We start from the raw sequence: 17,273 nt of genomic DNA on the forward strand, positions 1-17,273 counted from the left end.
TCTTCTATTCTGATTACTCTATTGTTCCGATTGCACAGGCGTGCCATGGCTTCAAGCCGTGACACGCCTTATAATTAAAACGCTCCGGTTACCCGTTGTAAATTATCGGCGGCGGCCACCTTCTTTCCATTCACCCATACACTTAATCCTTTGCCCTTTTTATATTTCGTTCCATCTTTATCCCAGATGATCGTTACTGTTTTTCCATGATACGATACGTTATCCAGGCAGAACCAGGCCCATTTATTTTCCGGTATCAGCGGATTTACTTCTATCGTATTATCAGCGCGTGGACGCAAGCCCATCAATCCTGTTATCACCAGGTCGTTGTATGTACTGTGATTATAATAGCGGCTGCGTTCCTGGTCGCCTTTTAACCAATAGCCGGTCTTTTCGTCGAGGTACTCGCCTATATAGGGACGGCCACGATAGTATTGCGATTCAACATACAACTCCATCAACCGGAAGTACACCGAATCGTTCACTACTGACTGTTGATAGTTATTCATTAAATTGGCCATGGCAGTCATTGTTTGCGAAGTGGCATAAGGCCATACCGCGCCATCCCATTCGCACTGGCAACAGCCATGCGTACGGAATTGCGGATGATTTCTTTCCGCCGTAGTTAAACCGAATGGTGCAAAGAACCCCTTCTCATCTGTTATTTTTTTCCAGGCTGCTTCATATCCTGCATCGGGCAAATTGAAATACCAGGGAATAAAACCGACTTCTTCCCGCACATTGGCCATTGTATCTGCCTGCTTCCGGGTTTCAAAAAAGGTATCCTTCGCATTCCAGAGCAGCTGATGAAATAACTTCCTAATGCTGTCTGCCTTTAATGCATACAGGTCTGCTTTGACCTTGTTACCAGCCATGCTTTCGATAATGGATAATGCCATGGCATTCCCATACATATAACTATTAATGGTAGGCCGGGCATTCTTTTCCTTTCTGCCACCGCTGATAGACTCTTCCATGCCATCCTTTACATCTGCCTGCCAGAAAAGACCGTTCGGCAATCGCCTTTCTGCTTCCCAATCAGCGTAATCTGTTTCCAGGTCCGGAAGCATATTCAGCAAATAGCTGCTATCGCCATTTACCAGGTACCGGTTATACAGGGCATTGCTATTCCAACTGCTGAAAGTATGTAACCTTTTCATGGGTTTGCCATCGTTACCCCGGTACCATACGTGCAGGTATTCGTTGAGGTATTTATTGTCATGCAACCAGCGGGCTTCATAAATATGATGCCCCAACGCACTGGCGATGAGGTTGTATTTATCGGCATAAGAACGGTTCACCAGGAATTCGGTAAACACATAACCCACCGGCGTTTGCTTGATGTGCTTCCGCAATGTCCACCAACGGTAGTACCACATTTCTTCAAAGTTCTGCTGTGGACATTCGAACAACGGAATATTCGCTTTCATCCAGTCCCACGACTGCGCATTGGGAATGGCCTGCGCGATGTTCTCATCTTCCATTTTATTGAAATAATCTACATAGTGCCGGAAGTTTTCCGCCTTCAGTATAGCGCCACCGTTCTTTTTGCTTTTTTGAGCAACAGCACAGCTTGTGTACAATACAATAGAAAGTGATAATATGACTACTTTTTTAATCATTTTCTTCTGCTTACAGTTCTTTTTTTGTTTTCACCGATTTGATATAATACGCTGCCAGTTTGGCCTGTGCGCCGGGGTTAGGCAGGTCATACATCTGGTCGGTGGGGGTATCGGCATCAGGAAAGCGTCGTACATCGCCTGTTCTGAACACGAAGCGTTGCACATTCTCAAGGGGTGCAAAGAAGATCTGGTTGCCGCCCTCCTGCTTTCCATTTACTGATACGGTATAAAAACGAGCCTCTGTATTTAACGACACGGTAATATTATAGGGCACGCCTGCTTTATACTTTGTAATGCTCTTATTTCTATAGCCTGCCTTTACGGTCAGTGTTCCGGTTGAATCAAATACCAACCTGATGCCTGCATTCCCTTTGCCATCCTGAAACTCGATGTACAGGTTACCGTGATCGTCCTGCTGCGGCGTAACAGAAAAGGTTGCTGTCATTTTCTTTGCAGCCGGCAATACGCGCTCTGCTTTAGCATAGTCAAATGGATCTTTGTCTTTTATGACCAATTGTTGCGTGGCATCAGTAACCTTCTCTAACGATACCGGCGCCCATAATGGACTGTATATATTCCATTCCTTTAATGCGCTGGCGGCAGGCAATTCCGGGAAATCATCGTTCACATCCTGGTCAACTTTATCTTTCACCGGTACGGGTATGCTCGTAACCCAAATATCTTCTTTGTTCATGCTATAGGTTACCCAGCAATTGCCATCGGGCGAGGTGGCGTTTGCTTCCAGTCCACGTACGTATTGCGGTCCATAACTTTTATAATTTCCGCCATAGCGCATGGAAGTGATCTCGCCGTTTACCAGCAACAGGTTTTTATAGTTCAATCCATCATCGCTTACAGAGAGCGCCAACGGCCAGCGAAACTCCGATGGATTGTATACGGTAACATATTTTCCATCTGATGTACGCTGTCCCCAGATCTTGGCATTGCTGTTCACGAAGCGGGGCGCGCGTACCGGGTTGTATAACCAGGTTTTGCCTTTATCGGCACTGATCGATGTTAACGCCACCTTCCACAACCCAACCGTTCTGCCATCGGGTAATTCGTAAGAGTTGAATGCTTTGTAATTATTGTTGTGCAACGCGATCAACGGATCATTGCGATCGGCCTCTTCGCTCCATTGTTGTAATAACAAGGTATTGCCTAATGCTTCTTTACAAGCCTCTACAAATCCTTTGTCCTTGCTGCGCTCAAAAAATGGATAGTCTGTATTTTTTGCATTGAATGCGTGGTTGTACCGGATGAAATGGATAGGGCCAAAGCTGCCGTCTTTATAGATCTCCCGCACCACGCGACCAATTCCATTGCCATCGTTGGGATCATCTTTCGGCCCCAGCACCATGCCGTAATAGGCAAATATCAGCAACCTGTTCTTAGCAGAAATATAAAAGCCCATGCGCTGATGCATAACCGCTGTGAGGTCCTTCGCTACCCCATTATAGCCTTCCTTGGTGGTACCATCGGCGATCTTATAAGGTGGAAATACAACAACTGGCGTGGACCAGTGATAACCATCTTTGGATGTCATCAGCACCGATTGACCCGGCGGCACATGTTCCCCAACGGGATTGCTGAGGTATTCCAGGAAAAAGGTGTTGTTCCAATAGGTGAGCATGGGCGCGTGGTTGTACGTCCAGCCAAAACCATTGGCCGCATCAGGTTGCTCGCGGTTGGCCCGCATTACCTGGATGTTGTGCACACCCACAGCCGGCGACAACTGCCCATGATGATAGTCTACGTTTGCTAAAGTAGTTCCAACATAACGCACGGTGTCTTGCTGGGCGGTCAGTTGCATGCAGGTGAATGTAATTGATCCTAAGAATGCTATTTTATTAATAAAGTTCATCATTTCATTTTTAAGTTCGGCTAGTAGCTAGTGGCTAGTAGGATTACATTTCGTCATTCATTACTATCCGAAGCACTCAAAGCTTCCCAACTTGTGTCTTCCCTACTCGCTACTCACTACTTACTACTCGCTATTATTCCATTCAACACTTTCTTTGTAGTCATAAAGATCGTCCCGTGTTTATGCCCTACAGGTACTGAAACAGCCACTGAATCAAAATGAATAAAATCGCTTGTCTTTACGGCATCATAACGCTTGTTGCGATACGCATCGTAATAGATCAGCCATTCGTTACCCACTTTTGCTACGGAAGGACCTTCGGTAAAATTTCCGGTAAAGGGTGCGGATACATTTTCCCATGGACCGAGTGGATCTTTGCCAAATGCCACTTTAATATTTCGGTTAGGGCGGGTATTATCTTTCAACACCAACACATAATCCTTTGCAGCTCTTTTCACGATCACGGCATCAATGACGCTGAAACCGGGATCGAGGTATAATTTGGATGGGGAGAAGGTTGTAAAATCTTTGGTCACTGTATAATACAAGCGGTGATTATTGTTTTCATCCTCCTGCCCTTTCGGGAATTTAAACGGAATGGTAGAAGCCCAAACGATAATGAACTGGTTACTCTCATCATCATAAAAGATCTCCGGCGCCCACACATTCACCACATTGGAGTCATTTTCCATAACGGGAATGAATTCGGGCGCTGACCAATGCACCAGATCTTTCGAATGCGCATAGCCAAATCCTTTGTCTTTGTTCCAGCCGCTCGTCCAAACCAGGTGGTATTCGCCATCGGCGCCTTTTGCCATAGAGGGATCGCGCATTACTTTACTGCCTACCTCAGGTTTAACAAAGGTGCGACCAACATCTGTCCACTTATAGCCATCATAGCTGTACAAAAATCGCAACCCGTCTGTAGCGGGCTCGTTAAATGACGTGAATAGGTACACGGGTTTCTGCGCCGTGCAGGAAACCAGAAAAATGCATGTTATGTATATTAAAACTCGCATGATCATTTTATCAAGAACAGCTATAAGCTGCAAGCCGTAAGCTGCAAGCAAATACAAATACAGCTGCAAGCTTCAAGCCGCAAGCTGTAAGCAAAACGCCCGCTCTTAGGAAGCTAGGGGGTATCCAAAACTAGCACCCAGTCATTCCCTTCTTTCACTTCTCCCGGTGCATCGAACTCCTGCACGCCTTTATTGGTAAACGTACCATTACCCGTGACACGGCTATTGATCGCAGTGTATTTCCCATCCCGCGGGTTGTACCACGAGGCTTTGCTACTTTTACCTGCAAGCTTATCCATCTTTACTGAAATATTTCTGCCTGTATAGGTATATACCATTGCATAGTTCTTTCCACGGGTGGCTATTAAGCGATCATATTGCTCTCCTGCTTCACCGGCTATCAACGACTGGTCTGGTACGCGGTCGAAATAAGACCTGGACAGCATCAAATTTTTTATATGCTGCATTTGTGCTGCTCCCGGCGCGTTGATCGCTTCGTACCAATTATTTGTTACACCATAGTTGCCGTCGGTATCATTCGGACGGTGCATTTGCATAACGGCATTGTTGCCATAAGTATAGCCACAACCGCCGGCAAATACCGACCAGTAAGCATACCGCCTTACATCATCGGCACCCCATCTTTTCTCCAGGGAGTCATGTAACCCCTGCGGGATCTCTTCATAGGAAGGCTCTCCATCGAAGGTGGGCTTTACCGGTGTTTTGCGATAATCCATTTCTGTGTACTTCCAGTTGTCTTCTCCATAGTGCAGGTCACCGGCGCTGGTATCCTGGTTATAACGGCGGTGGCCGCTCTGAAACATGTTGAACTGTAACCACGTCTCGTTGTGAAACCAGATCGAAGACGTTGTACGTCCGCGCGGATGAAAGGTCATCAAATGACCGGGATCTTTTTCATGCAAGGTTGTACCAAGCGCCTTCCATAGGGTCATGGAATCTGTTCCTCTGATATCGCCGCCATTCAACCAAACAATATTGGGTTGTGTTTTATAACGACCAGCCAAAAATGTTGCATATTGTTTTGCCTGTACAGGGCTTACTTTACCAGCTTTTACTTCACTGCCCCAGATGGGCACCATGGCAATGTAAATGCCACGTTCTGCTGCAGCTTTAACAATGAAATCTATATGGTCCCAATAGTCGTATTGTGAAGCATTGTCAGCATTATTGCCCGGGGTTATTATGGGCGTGGCTACATTACTATTTTTTAAAGCCGTATCGCCATATGCATTTACCACCTTTGTTGTATGCAGCACCATTACCTGAATTACATTAAAGCCTTTTTGTTTGCGATCGTCCAGGTAGGTAATAGCTTCCTCGCGTTTAAGCCTGGAGAACAACAACCAACCGGTATCGCCTAACCAGAAAAAAGGCTTTCCATCGGCCGTCATAAAATAACGGCCATTGGCGGAAACTTTTAAAGGCTTCAGCGCTTGCATCGGACGCGGATTATCAGCGGTCCGAACTCCTCCCGCTGCCATCGCAGCCATTAACACGAGCGAAATAACTTTAAACATACTTATTACAATACTGATATTTAATTATCGATCATCCCTGTTTCCATTTGCACATTTTCACATTTGCAAATTTGCACATTAGCCTTTCCTTATCCACGCAACCACACTCCCACCCTTCACATTCTTCAAAGACACCACTTTCCCGCCTCTGATCTTCTCTTCCTTTCCTATTACATGACCAGTGGCAGGGTCAAACCATTTTACCCTGAAGGCGCCAGGTACGTTGGTGAGATTAACCTGAATATCATTATTTCCATAAATGATATAACCATTACCTGCATTTGTTAAAGTGTATTGTTCTTTAATGGAACCATCTACCGGCTTCATTGCAGCAGCCGCGGTTATAAACCCTGCATCGGCCATAACAGGAATATTCGCTAATGACCCCCCAGCCATAAACACCGCCCAACCCAGGTTATCGTAGTTATCACCGGAATACATCACTGCTTTGCCGGCAAATTTATCGCGGTATTCTCTAACGGCGCGATACACCTGCTCAAAGGAAGTTTTTTTAGGTTTGAACTGGCGCGCCTGCTGACGGGGAGCCAGGCTTTGTCCGCCCAATGGCGCGTATGCCGTGCCATCCTGCTGATAATGCCAGTAGCGGATATCAATAAGATCAATAAAAGCAGCGCGGTTGGCATCGGCTAAAATAGCATCCTGTACGTCTTTAGTTGCGCTTAAGCCGATCAATGCTTTCTTACCTGTATCTTTCTCCCACTCTTTTATAACGTCTATCCAGAACTGTATAAAATGTAAAGGCCCGGTGTATTCTGAACTGGTTAACTGGATCACGCCATTGTTATCGGCAAAATTATTAAGGCATTGGCGAATGTAAGCCCGGTGCAATTCGCGGCGTACCGGATGGGTTACATCGTAAAACTGTTCCGCCATGAAGATGCGTTTATCACCCGCATACGGCGGCGGTTCAGGGAAACCGGTATTGTTGATGTTATTCACCGGCCGCCAGGGAAAATCGGCATAATGGGCGCCGGCTTCAATGATGTTGTGTTGGAAATAATTTTGATGTACCAGCACCAGTCCTTTCTGATCGGCCAGGTCGGCAAATTGTTTCAGGCGGTTCCAGTACCAGTGGTTGTATTTCGTAAGGTCGTATTTACTCAACCCATCCCAGGCCGTGTCTTTTCCACTGCGGGCAAAAGGCAATTCATAAAAGGGCGTCCACACATCACCATCGATGCGGCGGATGCGCTCATGATCATCACGACGGCGCTCGTACCACAAAGCGTAGTTCTGTTCAAAAGCTACCTGGTGTTTTGCCATCATGGTATCGGTCATTTCACAAAGGTCATCAGTCAATCCTTTGCCCGTTTCACCGGGAATAAAACGCGTGATGGCCGGTTTGGCATTCACCACTCCATAACGGCGGGGGTTGCCGCTCCACCAGGGTGATTCGGCTCTTGTTCCTGTTAATACCGCATTGCCGCGCACCAGCCAGCCATTCTGCACATTCATAGCAGCGCCGGGTTGCGGAGTGGCCGGTTGTTTAAATCCAATTTCATCTATGGTTTTAACACCAGCAGCAGCAACGGGTATGGGTTGCCGTTTGCTGGCGCCGTCAATAAATTCTGATACGGTGGGCTGTGGTTTTATAGACATGGCCGTTAATTCCGCAGCCTGTGCTACTGTCGGACTACTGGTAGCATCTGTCCCTATCAACAGCAATTGCATCCTGCTGGTAAGATCTTCCTGCAAACGTTCTTTGAGCTGTGCATAATACAAACTACGCGGCTCTATGGTATTGTTCGATTCGCCCCAATAACCATCGCCTGAAAATTGCGCCCAGCTACCAAACGACCAGTTCTGCGCAGTGGGTGGTTGATAACAATCAATACGGGATGCAGAACAATTCCAGCAAACACTATTGGCCACATTCCAGCCGGCGCCATTGCCATCCTGGCCGCGGTTCATAAAGCTGATCGCCTGTCCGTCAATCGTCACCATATCGAACAACACACCGGAAGCCCAGCTATCGAGGCCGCCACTGAAACTAAAAGCTTTGTGTGACTCGCATTGTACAAAAGCGTTGGGACCAGCCGCGCAAAAGCCGGTTGCAAAATCATGACCGCCGTATTCTGCATACAACCGCTGGAACAACGATTGCTGACCGGCTGTAAAAAATGTATTGCGACGCAGTCCACCGATCTCTGATACCGGAGCCAGCGATTTACAATCTTCTACCGTAATACGTTTACTGGTTTCTGTTACAAACACGGCCGAACCGGCAAAATGTTCAAACACCACCTGACGTACCCAGGCATCAGCGGTATTTTCTATAGTAATAGCCATCCAGCGATGGGCTTCATCTTTCGGATTGTTCACGTCATATTCCGATACACAACGTACGTTCTCAACGCCCACATCCTGAATTCGGCCGGGCCAGTTGTACGAAGCGATCAAACCGCCGCCAAACTGTTCATCGAGGGCAGTTGTGATCGGCGCGTCTATTTGAATTGAATTATTATTTACCGCAACAATTGTTCTGTCCCAATAGAGATCGCGCTGGCCGGGTTTCCAGCCCAATGCGGTTATACCGCCGCCAAAATGCGCAGTATGCAGTTCATTGATCCAGTTGGCGGTGGATGGCCGGTGGACCATTACTTTATCGCCCACCTTGAATGTATGGGGTGATGCTACATTGAACGTAACACTATTGACTGGGATATATTTATCGGTGAGCTTTATTTCTGAAGAGGAGAGCTGCCGGTCGTTTTTACCAGCTATGGCGATGAGGGTTTGCCGGTCGGGGCCGACGCCTTTCAGGATCGTTCCATTGTTACCGTAACCGCTGCCGCGTAAAACGACACCGGATGCGCGAATGATCAACTGACCGGCTATTTCATAGTCGCCGGGTTGTAATAATACCGCCCCGCGCATATTGTCTTTATCAGGGGGTAATGCCGCTACATAATCCAATGCCGCCTGTATACGGTGGGTAGCGTCGCCTTGCTTTACAGGCACCACTATACGAACCGGCGCATCGGGAATGGCTTTTTCGCCTGCTTTATAACCACAAAAGGAGAAGTCGGGAATACGGTTGCCCAGGGAGTCGGCAACATATACCAGCCGGCCTTTTTCAAATGCCAGGGGCGGTGGCGGCTTTTTTTCTTTCTGGGCGTGGCCTGTCAATACAACCAGCAACAGGCTGATAATAAAAAAAGGTCTGATTGTTAAAAACATGGTTGCCGAATGATTAATAATGTTTTTACCTGCGTCATTTTCATTGTTAGATGGTCAATCCAAAAATAACGGGACTAATCTTTTGGATCAGTCCCGCCTGGGATCAATCTTTCATGGCTGTACTTAAAGAGCTGCTATTTCTTAACTGTTTTACTTAGATCTGGTTTTACATTGCTCATCGATACGAGGCTATTGAGGAACGCTTCGATATTCGTATAGCCATCCTTGTCTTTATCGAGTGAAGCATCGGCTGCGTTCTTCGGGTTCAACCCATTTTTAATTTCGTAATCATCGGGCATACCGTCGTTATCGCTATCCTTGTAAGGGGCGCCTTTGTATTCAGGATAACCACCAACCTGGGCCGGATCGGTTATGATACCTAATTTGTAAGAATCTATAGGCAATTTACGATGTTCAAATTGTTTTTCGGGCAGGGGTACGCCTTCTTTATAATTGATCTTACCGGTCTTAACCTGCTCAGCAATGCGAATATCAACGGCATCGCGTTTAGGCAGGGTAGCGCCTGCATTTTTTATTACATAACCGAATGCTTCGGTAGCCGATACAATGGTCATTTTAGGCATGGGCAACGGCTCATTCCATTTTATGAAATCGGTGTATTCTCCGGCATTACTCTCATCTTCTACCTGTACGCCGCCAGCCCAGTTATTTTTGGTTATAGCATCATAGCCTTCCATGATATTGCCATGCACATAAGCGCGGCCATATACTTTGTATTTTAATTTGCTGCGGCCACTCTCAGGCTTCAGGAAACGGTGCCCTACAGGTGTATTTTTAGGCGTTACCGGACCAGGTTTGAAATAGTTGTTGATGAAATTATACATAGCGCGGTAGTCGCCGCCATCGCTTGAACGGTGCATCCAGTTGAATACAACGTTGTTTACAAAATTGAAGGTGCCATTCCAGCCAACAGAAGGATTACGGCCGGTATTGTTCGCCCACATGTTGCGCATAAAGGTGCAATTCTCGCCGCCCAATGTGCTACCAAATGAGTGGTTATAAGTATCAAGCGCTTCGGCAAAAATTGAATTCTGGATGGTGATGTTTACCGTTCCCAGCTTCTGTTCGGGTATACCGGTGCTGTCGTTGTACATATGGCGATACATGCTCATGTTCTCATCCAATCCCCAACTGGCCGAAACGTGGTCGATCATGATATTACCAATGGGATTGCCGCCGATGGCATCATCGCGACGACCTACATTGGTTTCGCCGCGACGGAACCGCATATAACGGATAACCACATCGTGGGTATTGATCCAAACCGATTCACCGGCAACACAAACACCATCACCAGGCGCAGATTGACCAGCAATAGTGATATAAGGTGCACGAATGATCAATGGCGATTTAATGCGAATAATACCTGCAACGTTGAATACAACGATACGGGCGCCACCGGCTTCGCATGCTTCGCGTAATGTACCGGGGCCTCTGTCTTCCAGGCTGGTTACCACAAACACTTTACCACCACGACCGCCAAAGCTATAGGCGCCGCCACCTTCTGCACCAGGGAATGCCAGGATATCTGCCTGAGGCAGATCGTACGGACGGGCAGCCCAGGGAATATAGGGCTTACCCTGTTTTGCTTCCTGCTCAATAATGGGTAATGCTTTGGCCCATGCTGCATCTGACAGAACACGTTCTGCATTCAACAATGAGTCTGACCATTTCTGAACATCCTGCGGGATCTTCGGGTATTGTGCCAATACCGGTGTTGCCAATGTTACAGCGGAAGCAAAAAGAAGGTTGCGAAACATTTTCATAATCATTAACAATTTTCAATTCATGGTGTGTGATATCAGTTCCAGTTGATAAGGTTCTAAGTGATGCAATGTATTGTAAAAATACAGGGAGGATGATTTGTCCTCCCTGTTAGCTTATGTTCATTTATCCAGACGCATCATCTACATTCAGAAGTTGCACATACTGAAAATTAAAATCGTCTTCTTTTATTTTTGCACTTTTACATCTACTTCAATGGTTGTTGTTTTAGCATCAGAAGCCTGATTCGCATACCTGAAAAGAATGGCGCCATATTTTCCAGCCACGGTCTTAAACCCGATCACATTGCTTCCACTTGTAGTATTAACTTTAATAACCTTCGATCCTGTACCGGAATTCATATTATTCTTAATAAGCGTATTGATGGCGCCCGCCGAAGTAAGGCCCGATACAAAATTCACACTGCTTGGCATCATTTTGAAAACAGTAGCGTTCTTGGTCCAACTGCTTATATCATAAAAATTCAGTTGCGTTTGTGGCGCACTCAGCGCATAGAATGTATGCCCATTTTTAACGCCGCTAATAGAAGTTGTATCAAAATAATAACCAAAATCAATAGATGCAGATTTACCACCGGCTTCATTAAAATTGAAAGCCTCACCGGTAGTGGTTGAATAATAGCATTTATTCACTTTATCGGTGGTATCGGGAACAGCCATTATGCGATATGACCAGAAATTAAAGTCGGGCTTTACCGTAACAGTCAGCAGTTTGCCGCCATCGCCCAGAAATTCGGTCTGTTTGGTTCTTGCCAACACCCGGTAAGAATAATCACCGGCTATACTGTCGGCCCTGTACCCTTTAATTGCAGAAAACGATGTTTTTCCACCCGAAACAACAAACGTATCTATTCTAACCCCGTTCTTCTGTATTTCCACAAAGGCCATTTCTTTTTCTGAGGTAACAGTAAAATCAAGGTAAATACTATCCTTGGGATTGATCTCCGTATTTTCAGTAATGCATTTAGGGTTGCTGCTGTTATATTCTACGGTAACGCCATAGGTGTCTATAGGATCTACTTTCTTTTCACATCCATAACCGAAAGCCACCAGCACACCCGCAGCAATTATATATTTTGAAAAGGTCAGTTGCATAAATCAAATTTTAAAAATGATCACTTAAAAAATTATTGCAGCGGATCGAATGTGCCGCCGGTCCATCCTTTTGTTTGCTCCATTGTATAGGTTGCCTGGTTGAAAAAGTTGGGCAAAGCGTAGAAATAATATTTCTCAGGAATGCTTACTACGTTACTCCCTTCAATCGTTGTAATACTTGGTGTAAACATGGCCTGGTAAACGCTTTTGTTATTCAGGTTGGCGGTATCGCGGGGTTTTACACCGTTGGCATCGGCTTTGTCAAGGAAAATATCGGTAGCCAATGCGCCACTGCGGGTTGTGCCGGCATAATAAGGTGGTTTGGGAGCCCATTTAACCCCGAACCTTGATGTAATTAACCCATAATTGCGGGTCCTTCTCAGATCCCAGTAACGCTTTCCTTCCATGGCAAATTCCACTTGTCTTTCACTTAAGATCAGGCTTCTCATTTCTGCCGTATTAGTTGCCACACTCAGTCCGTAATCGTATGTTCCCTGTACAATACCAGCGCGCTTGCGGATGAGGCGCACCATATCTTTTGCTTCCGTCAGCCTTCCTGTTTCGTTAGCGCATTCAGCCAGGTTCATCACTACTTCGGCAAAACGCATTTCTATCCAATCCATGCCGCTTCCGCCGCCGGTATTGCTGTTATACTGAGCCTGTGAAGCCTGCAGCGTGGGGTTAGTGATCCTTTTGCAATAAAAGCCGGTAATAATGGTATTTGCAGTTTCATCTACTACACCAGTATAGTTCCATTGTTTACGAAGCGCTTTACCACTAAGCGGCCACGCGCCGCCATTGTAAGCGATCGACATTTCAAACCGGGGGTCCCTGTTTCTCCAGAACAACACAGCATCGTAACCGGATGAAGTATGTGAAATAGGCAACCCATTGTTCATTGTATAAGCCTGCACCAGGTTCCAGGTTGGCTGGTTAGAACCGCCGCCACCTGATTCGGAATAAGGCCTTGTAATATATTCAGTGTTTGTACCACGGGCCGGACTTAAGGATACTGCGTCGAGCTTGCGTACCAGTAATATTTCTTTATGGTCTTCGGTAACAAAAATATTAGCATAATTAGATAATAAAATTTGTCCTCTGGCCACACAGGTATCATAAGCCTGTTTACAGGCGGTATAAGCATCTTCCCAACGATTTGCAAGATTGGCAGGGTTAAACTGGGGACTTGCCCAATAAAGCAGTACTTTACCTTTGTAAGCAAGCGCTGCGTTTTTTGTTATTCTGCCAACATCTGAACTTCCCCATGAAGCAGGCAGGTAAGCGGCTGCAGAATCCAGGTCATTAACAATAGCTGCAATACATTCACTTGTTTTTGAACGGGGAACATTTAAGTCTTCCCCATTTAAGTCCTGGGCGTGTAATATCAACGGAACGCCACCATACAAACTTACCAGCCGGAAATAAACATAAGCCCTTAAAAAGAAGAACTGGCCTTTGAGTTTAATTTTCACATCATCTGACAATGTACTGTTATTAATTCCATCAATAGCCACATTACATCTTCTTATATCAAAGTAACGGTTAGTGCCGGCACCGTTGCCTGTGCCAATATCCGTTACTGAATTTTCAAGTAATGTACCATATAAAAAATCGGTATTGGCATTGTTCAATTCATCCGATGTATTATGTATACCTCCAACTGAAGGCCAGTTAGGCATGATGAGATCGTAGGTTTTGTTCAGAAAAAGGCTGGCAGGACCTTCGTTGTTCCAGATACCTTCGTCATTGATACCATTCTGATCTTCCAGATCAAAGAAACCTTTTTTACAGCCGCACAAAACACTTACAAGCAACAATGACGCGGCTGTATAACGGGAGAATTTATTTATGAATGAACTCATTTTTTTTCTTTTTAGATAAGCAATCGTTATAATGTTACATTAACACCCAATGAAACAGACCTCAACGTAGGGTATTCGGCAAAGTTACCTGTGTAAGGATCTTTATACTCAAACGGATTTATGATATTTAACAGGTTCCTTCCGCTTAAAGCAACTTTCATTCCAGGGAGCCTTAACCTGTCGACCAATGCTTTTGGTAAACTATAGGTCAATACTGCGTTATTGATATGACTTACTGTTCCGTTCACAGCCCAGAAGGTTGAATTTTCTCTTGCCAGCGGCGCATCGGCCCTTGGATACCTGGCGCCTGGGTTATCAGGCGTCCAGTGGTCGGTCCAGAAAGACGGTGCATTTGTAAGCGTTGTAGGCACTTTCCTGGCTTCGCTGTCATAGAATTTCTTACCCCCTACCTGCAAATTAAGGTTGGTTTGCAGTTTGAATGATTTATAGGTAACTCCGAATGTGATACCAAAACCTACAATGCTGGTTGTTCTATCGAACATGGTGGTAACATCATTGTCATCTATTTTACCATCACCGTTAATATCTTCAAAATCCATAAAACCTACCTGGGGTTTTGCGCCGCCGATAAGGTAATTGGGATTTTTCGCCAGCAGCGCATCTACCGCTTCCTGCGTTCTCAAGATGCCTTTTGAAATATAACCGAAGTTGCTGCTGTTATACTGACGAGGGTCTCTGCCCTTGGTCAAACTCAGTTCGTTACTGCCATAAATTCCCAGGTAAGCGGGGTTATAATAGGTTTGAAGCACCATGCTGTTTGAAAACCCAAAGTTCACATCGGCGCTAAAGCCCCAGTCCTGCGACAGTTTTGTTTGATACCCTATCGAAAATTCAGACCCCCAGCTTAATGACTGTCCATAATTCACCACTGCTGCCGATACACCGGCAGTAGGTGGAAATATGGAATTGCTCTGGTTGTCATATCCATCGTATGAATATCTGCGATAAACATCTACTGTCAAATTCAGCTTATTCTTCAACAGGGTCACATCGGCGCCCACGTTCAATGTTCTTGACTTTTCCCAGGTGATATCCGGATTAGGAACAACATTTGGGTCTAACCCGTTTGTAACGGCAGTACCAAATAACATACCGGTAGTTTGCGTGAAACGCGACTCCCATAAACGGGCATTAACCCTGTCTTCCCCCACCAATCCATAATTGGCGCGCAGTTTCATATAACTAATGAACGGTAATTTATCTCTGAAGAAGTTCTCTTCGCTTATCTTCCAGCCAAGGCCAATGGATGGGAACAGGCCCCAGCGGTTAGCAGCCGAAAAATTAGAAGATCCATCATACCGCGCAATCACCTGAACAGAGTATTTGTTGAGCAATACATAATTCATTCTACCCAGGTAAGAGCGTTTTGCAGATGCAGTATAAGTTGGGTTCCGGATGGTTTGTCCGCTATTGCTGAACGCCCAGAATTCATCAACACCAGGCACCAACTGACCGTTTTTATAAAAAAACACATTCTCACTGTTCCCTTCACCCTGGTCGAAACCCACCATGATATCAAAGTCGCTGTTCCTGAAATTATGAGCATAGCTCAGGGTACCAATCAACTGGTAGCTGCCATTGAGCGTAGTGCTTTCGCCCAGCTGATCAGAATTGGAGACCGTTTGGGTGGGTGTATTTGGTAACGTTTCGGAATACAACTGACTATTTTGCCCTGTTCGGTTATAATTATACACTAAATAAGGTGGGAAATATTCTTTATGATTCGCATTGCGGTTTAATTTACCAAACTGTATTTTGGCCGCCAATCCCTTTAAAAAAGTGGGTTTATACTCCAAAGAAGCGTTTACGCTTAACCCCTGCGATTTCTCCCATTTATAGTTTCCTGATTTAAAAAGCGCCGCAGGATTCCATCTTCCCGGAGGATTAGGCCCCGTCCAGCTAACAGGATTACCATTAATGGTCAAAGGCACCCACTGTGGCGTAAGGAATAAAGCCCTGATCATTTGATCATCCGTTTCATCGCTGGCGCCTTTTAAAGTATTACGATTGTCTTTGCTAAAATCAGAGGCAAAGACCACATCAGCAGTAAGCCCATCGATGATCTTTGCATTCATGCCGGAACGAAGACCATACTTATTTATACTGATATCGCCATAATTACCCGATTCTTTATAATAGTTAGCGCCCGCAAAAAAAGTAATTTTATCGGTACCGCCACTCACATTTAGCGTATGCCTGTTGAGCGAAGACGGTTTCCAAAGCTCATCGTACCAGCTTTTATACGGACTTGTTTTTAAGAACTCGAGGTCGGCTTGCGAAAACCGGTTATTGTCAGAAGCGCCTGTAAGTTCATAGCCATCATTGAGCATTTTGGCATGTTCATAAGCGCTCATCACTTTTGGCTTTACAGTTGCATCAGTAATTCCATAATAGCCTGCATACGATATTTTGGGTTTGCCTGCCTTTCCTCTTTTTGTAGTAACCAGCACCACCCCTTTGGCGCCGGCAGCTCCATAAATAGCAGCAGTAGCGTCTTTCAAAAAAGTAATATCTTCTATAAGGGTAGCATCCAGATTATCAAAATCCTCTTTTCTTACTACGATGTTATCAATTACATAAAGCGGATCAGCCGTAATGCCCAAACCTGCTGCGCCAGAAAACACACTGCTGTTTCGGATATTAATAGTTGTTGTGGATCCTGGCTTTCCGGAAGCAAAGCTAACCCCTACTCCGGGCAACCTGTTTATAAGAGCAGCGCCCAAATCGGCTACCGGCAGATCTTCTATTTCCCTGGGCTTTATTGTAGCTACTGCACCATTAATATTTGACCTTTTTTGGGTTCCATAACCAACCACCACTACATCTTCCAATAATTTATCAACCTTATACAGCGTCACGGCAATGTTCTGACCAGAACCTGCTTTTACCTGGTAATCGAGATAATTAACATAGGAAAATGTGAGAATAGATTCCGAAGTTGGAATTTTTAAAGTGAACTCGCCTAATGCGTTGGTAAGCGTATTCCCGGTTCCACCTTTTACTCCAATGGAAACACCTTCTAAGGGAGCCTTGGTTTGCTGATCGGTTACCTTACCGGAAATGGTTCTTTCCTGTGCAATCGCAAGAAGTGAGCTGCCTATACCCAATAGTAATAACAACAGTTTTGGTAATCGCAGACAATTCATATAGCATTTAGTTTTTAGGACTTAAAAAAACTTTAAGCAATCTTATTAATATGATTGGTTGTAATTTCAAAGCGTATAACATACAATATTAAGGGCGCCA

The 17,273-nt window shown here is 45.4% G+C and carries 9 protein-coding genes; all 9 read right to left on the minus strand.

Going from position 1 to position 17,273, the window contains the following annotated elements; translation table 11 throughout:
- Nucleotides 1–74: 74 nt before the first annotated feature.
- The 9 genes from FAM09_RS30900 to FAM09_RS14700 all read right to left on the minus strand — a co-directional run bounded on the left by FAM09_RS30900 (nucleotide 75) and on the right by FAM09_RS14700 (nucleotide 17,173).
- Complete coding sequence (locus FAM09_RS30900; protein WP_166437150.1) at nucleotides 75–1,622, minus strand: MGH1-like glycoside hydrolase domain-containing protein; 1,548 nt, start codon at nucleotides 1,620–1,622, stop codon at nucleotides 75–77.
- Between the two features lie 10 nt (nucleotides 1,623–1,632).
- A complete protein-coding gene (locus tag FAM09_RS30905; protein ID WP_243751679.1) occupies nucleotides 1,633–3,489 on the minus strand; it encodes an exo-alpha-sialidase in 1,857 nt (618 codons plus the stop codon).
- Nucleotides 3,490–3,602: 113 nt separating this feature from the next.
- Complete coding sequence (locus tag FAM09_RS14670) at nucleotides 3,603–4,445, minus strand: glycoside hydrolase family 43 protein (protein ID WP_243751680.1); 843 nt, start codon at nucleotides 4,443–4,445, stop codon at nucleotides 3,603–3,605.
- 173 nt (nucleotides 4,446–4,618) lie between these two features.
- On the minus strand, nucleotides 4,619–6,043 hold the full coding sequence (locus FAM09_RS14675; RefSeq protein ID WP_136577867.1) for a glycoside hydrolase family 140 protein: 1,425 nt from the start codon (nucleotides 6,041–6,043) through the stop codon (nucleotides 4,619–4,621).
- Nucleotides 6,044–6,121: 78 nt separating this feature from the next.
- On the minus strand, nucleotides 6,122–9,244 hold the full coding sequence (locus tag FAM09_RS14680; RefSeq protein WP_136577868.1) for a DUF6298 domain-containing protein: 3,123 nt from the start codon (nucleotides 9,242–9,244) through the stop codon (nucleotides 6,122–6,124).
- Nucleotides 9,245–9,378: 134 nt separating this feature from the next.
- On the minus strand, nucleotides 9,379–11,031 hold the full coding sequence (locus FAM09_RS14685; RefSeq protein WP_208025561.1) for a pectate lyase family protein: 1,653 nt from the start codon (nucleotides 11,029–11,031) through the stop codon (nucleotides 9,379–9,381).
- 186 nt (nucleotides 11,032–11,217) lie between these two features.
- Nucleotides 11,218–12,144, minus strand: a complete 927-nt coding sequence (locus FAM09_RS14690) for a hypothetical protein (RefSeq protein ID WP_136577869.1) — start codon at nucleotides 12,142–12,144, stop codon at nucleotides 11,218–11,220.
- 32 nt (nucleotides 12,145–12,176) lie between these two features.
- Nucleotides 12,177–14,006: a RagB/SusD family nutrient uptake outer membrane protein gene (locus FAM09_RS14695; RefSeq protein ID WP_136577870.1), complete on the minus strand. Its 1,830-nt coding sequence runs from the start codon at nucleotides 14,004–14,006 to the stop codon at nucleotides 12,177–12,179.
- Nucleotides 14,007–14,032: 26 nt separating this feature from the next.
- Nucleotides 14,033–17,173: a SusC/RagA family TonB-linked outer membrane protein gene (locus FAM09_RS14700; RefSeq protein ID WP_136577871.1), complete on the minus strand. Its 3,141-nt coding sequence runs from the start codon at nucleotides 17,171–17,173 to the stop codon at nucleotides 14,033–14,035.
- Between the last annotated feature and the right edge of the window lie 100 nt (nucleotides 17,174–17,273).

The sequence above is a fragment of the Niastella caeni genome (assembly GCF_004834005.1).
In the GTDB taxonomy this organism is placed as follows: Bacteria; Bacteroidota; Bacteroidia; order Chitinophagales; family Chitinophagaceae; genus Niastella; species Niastella caeni.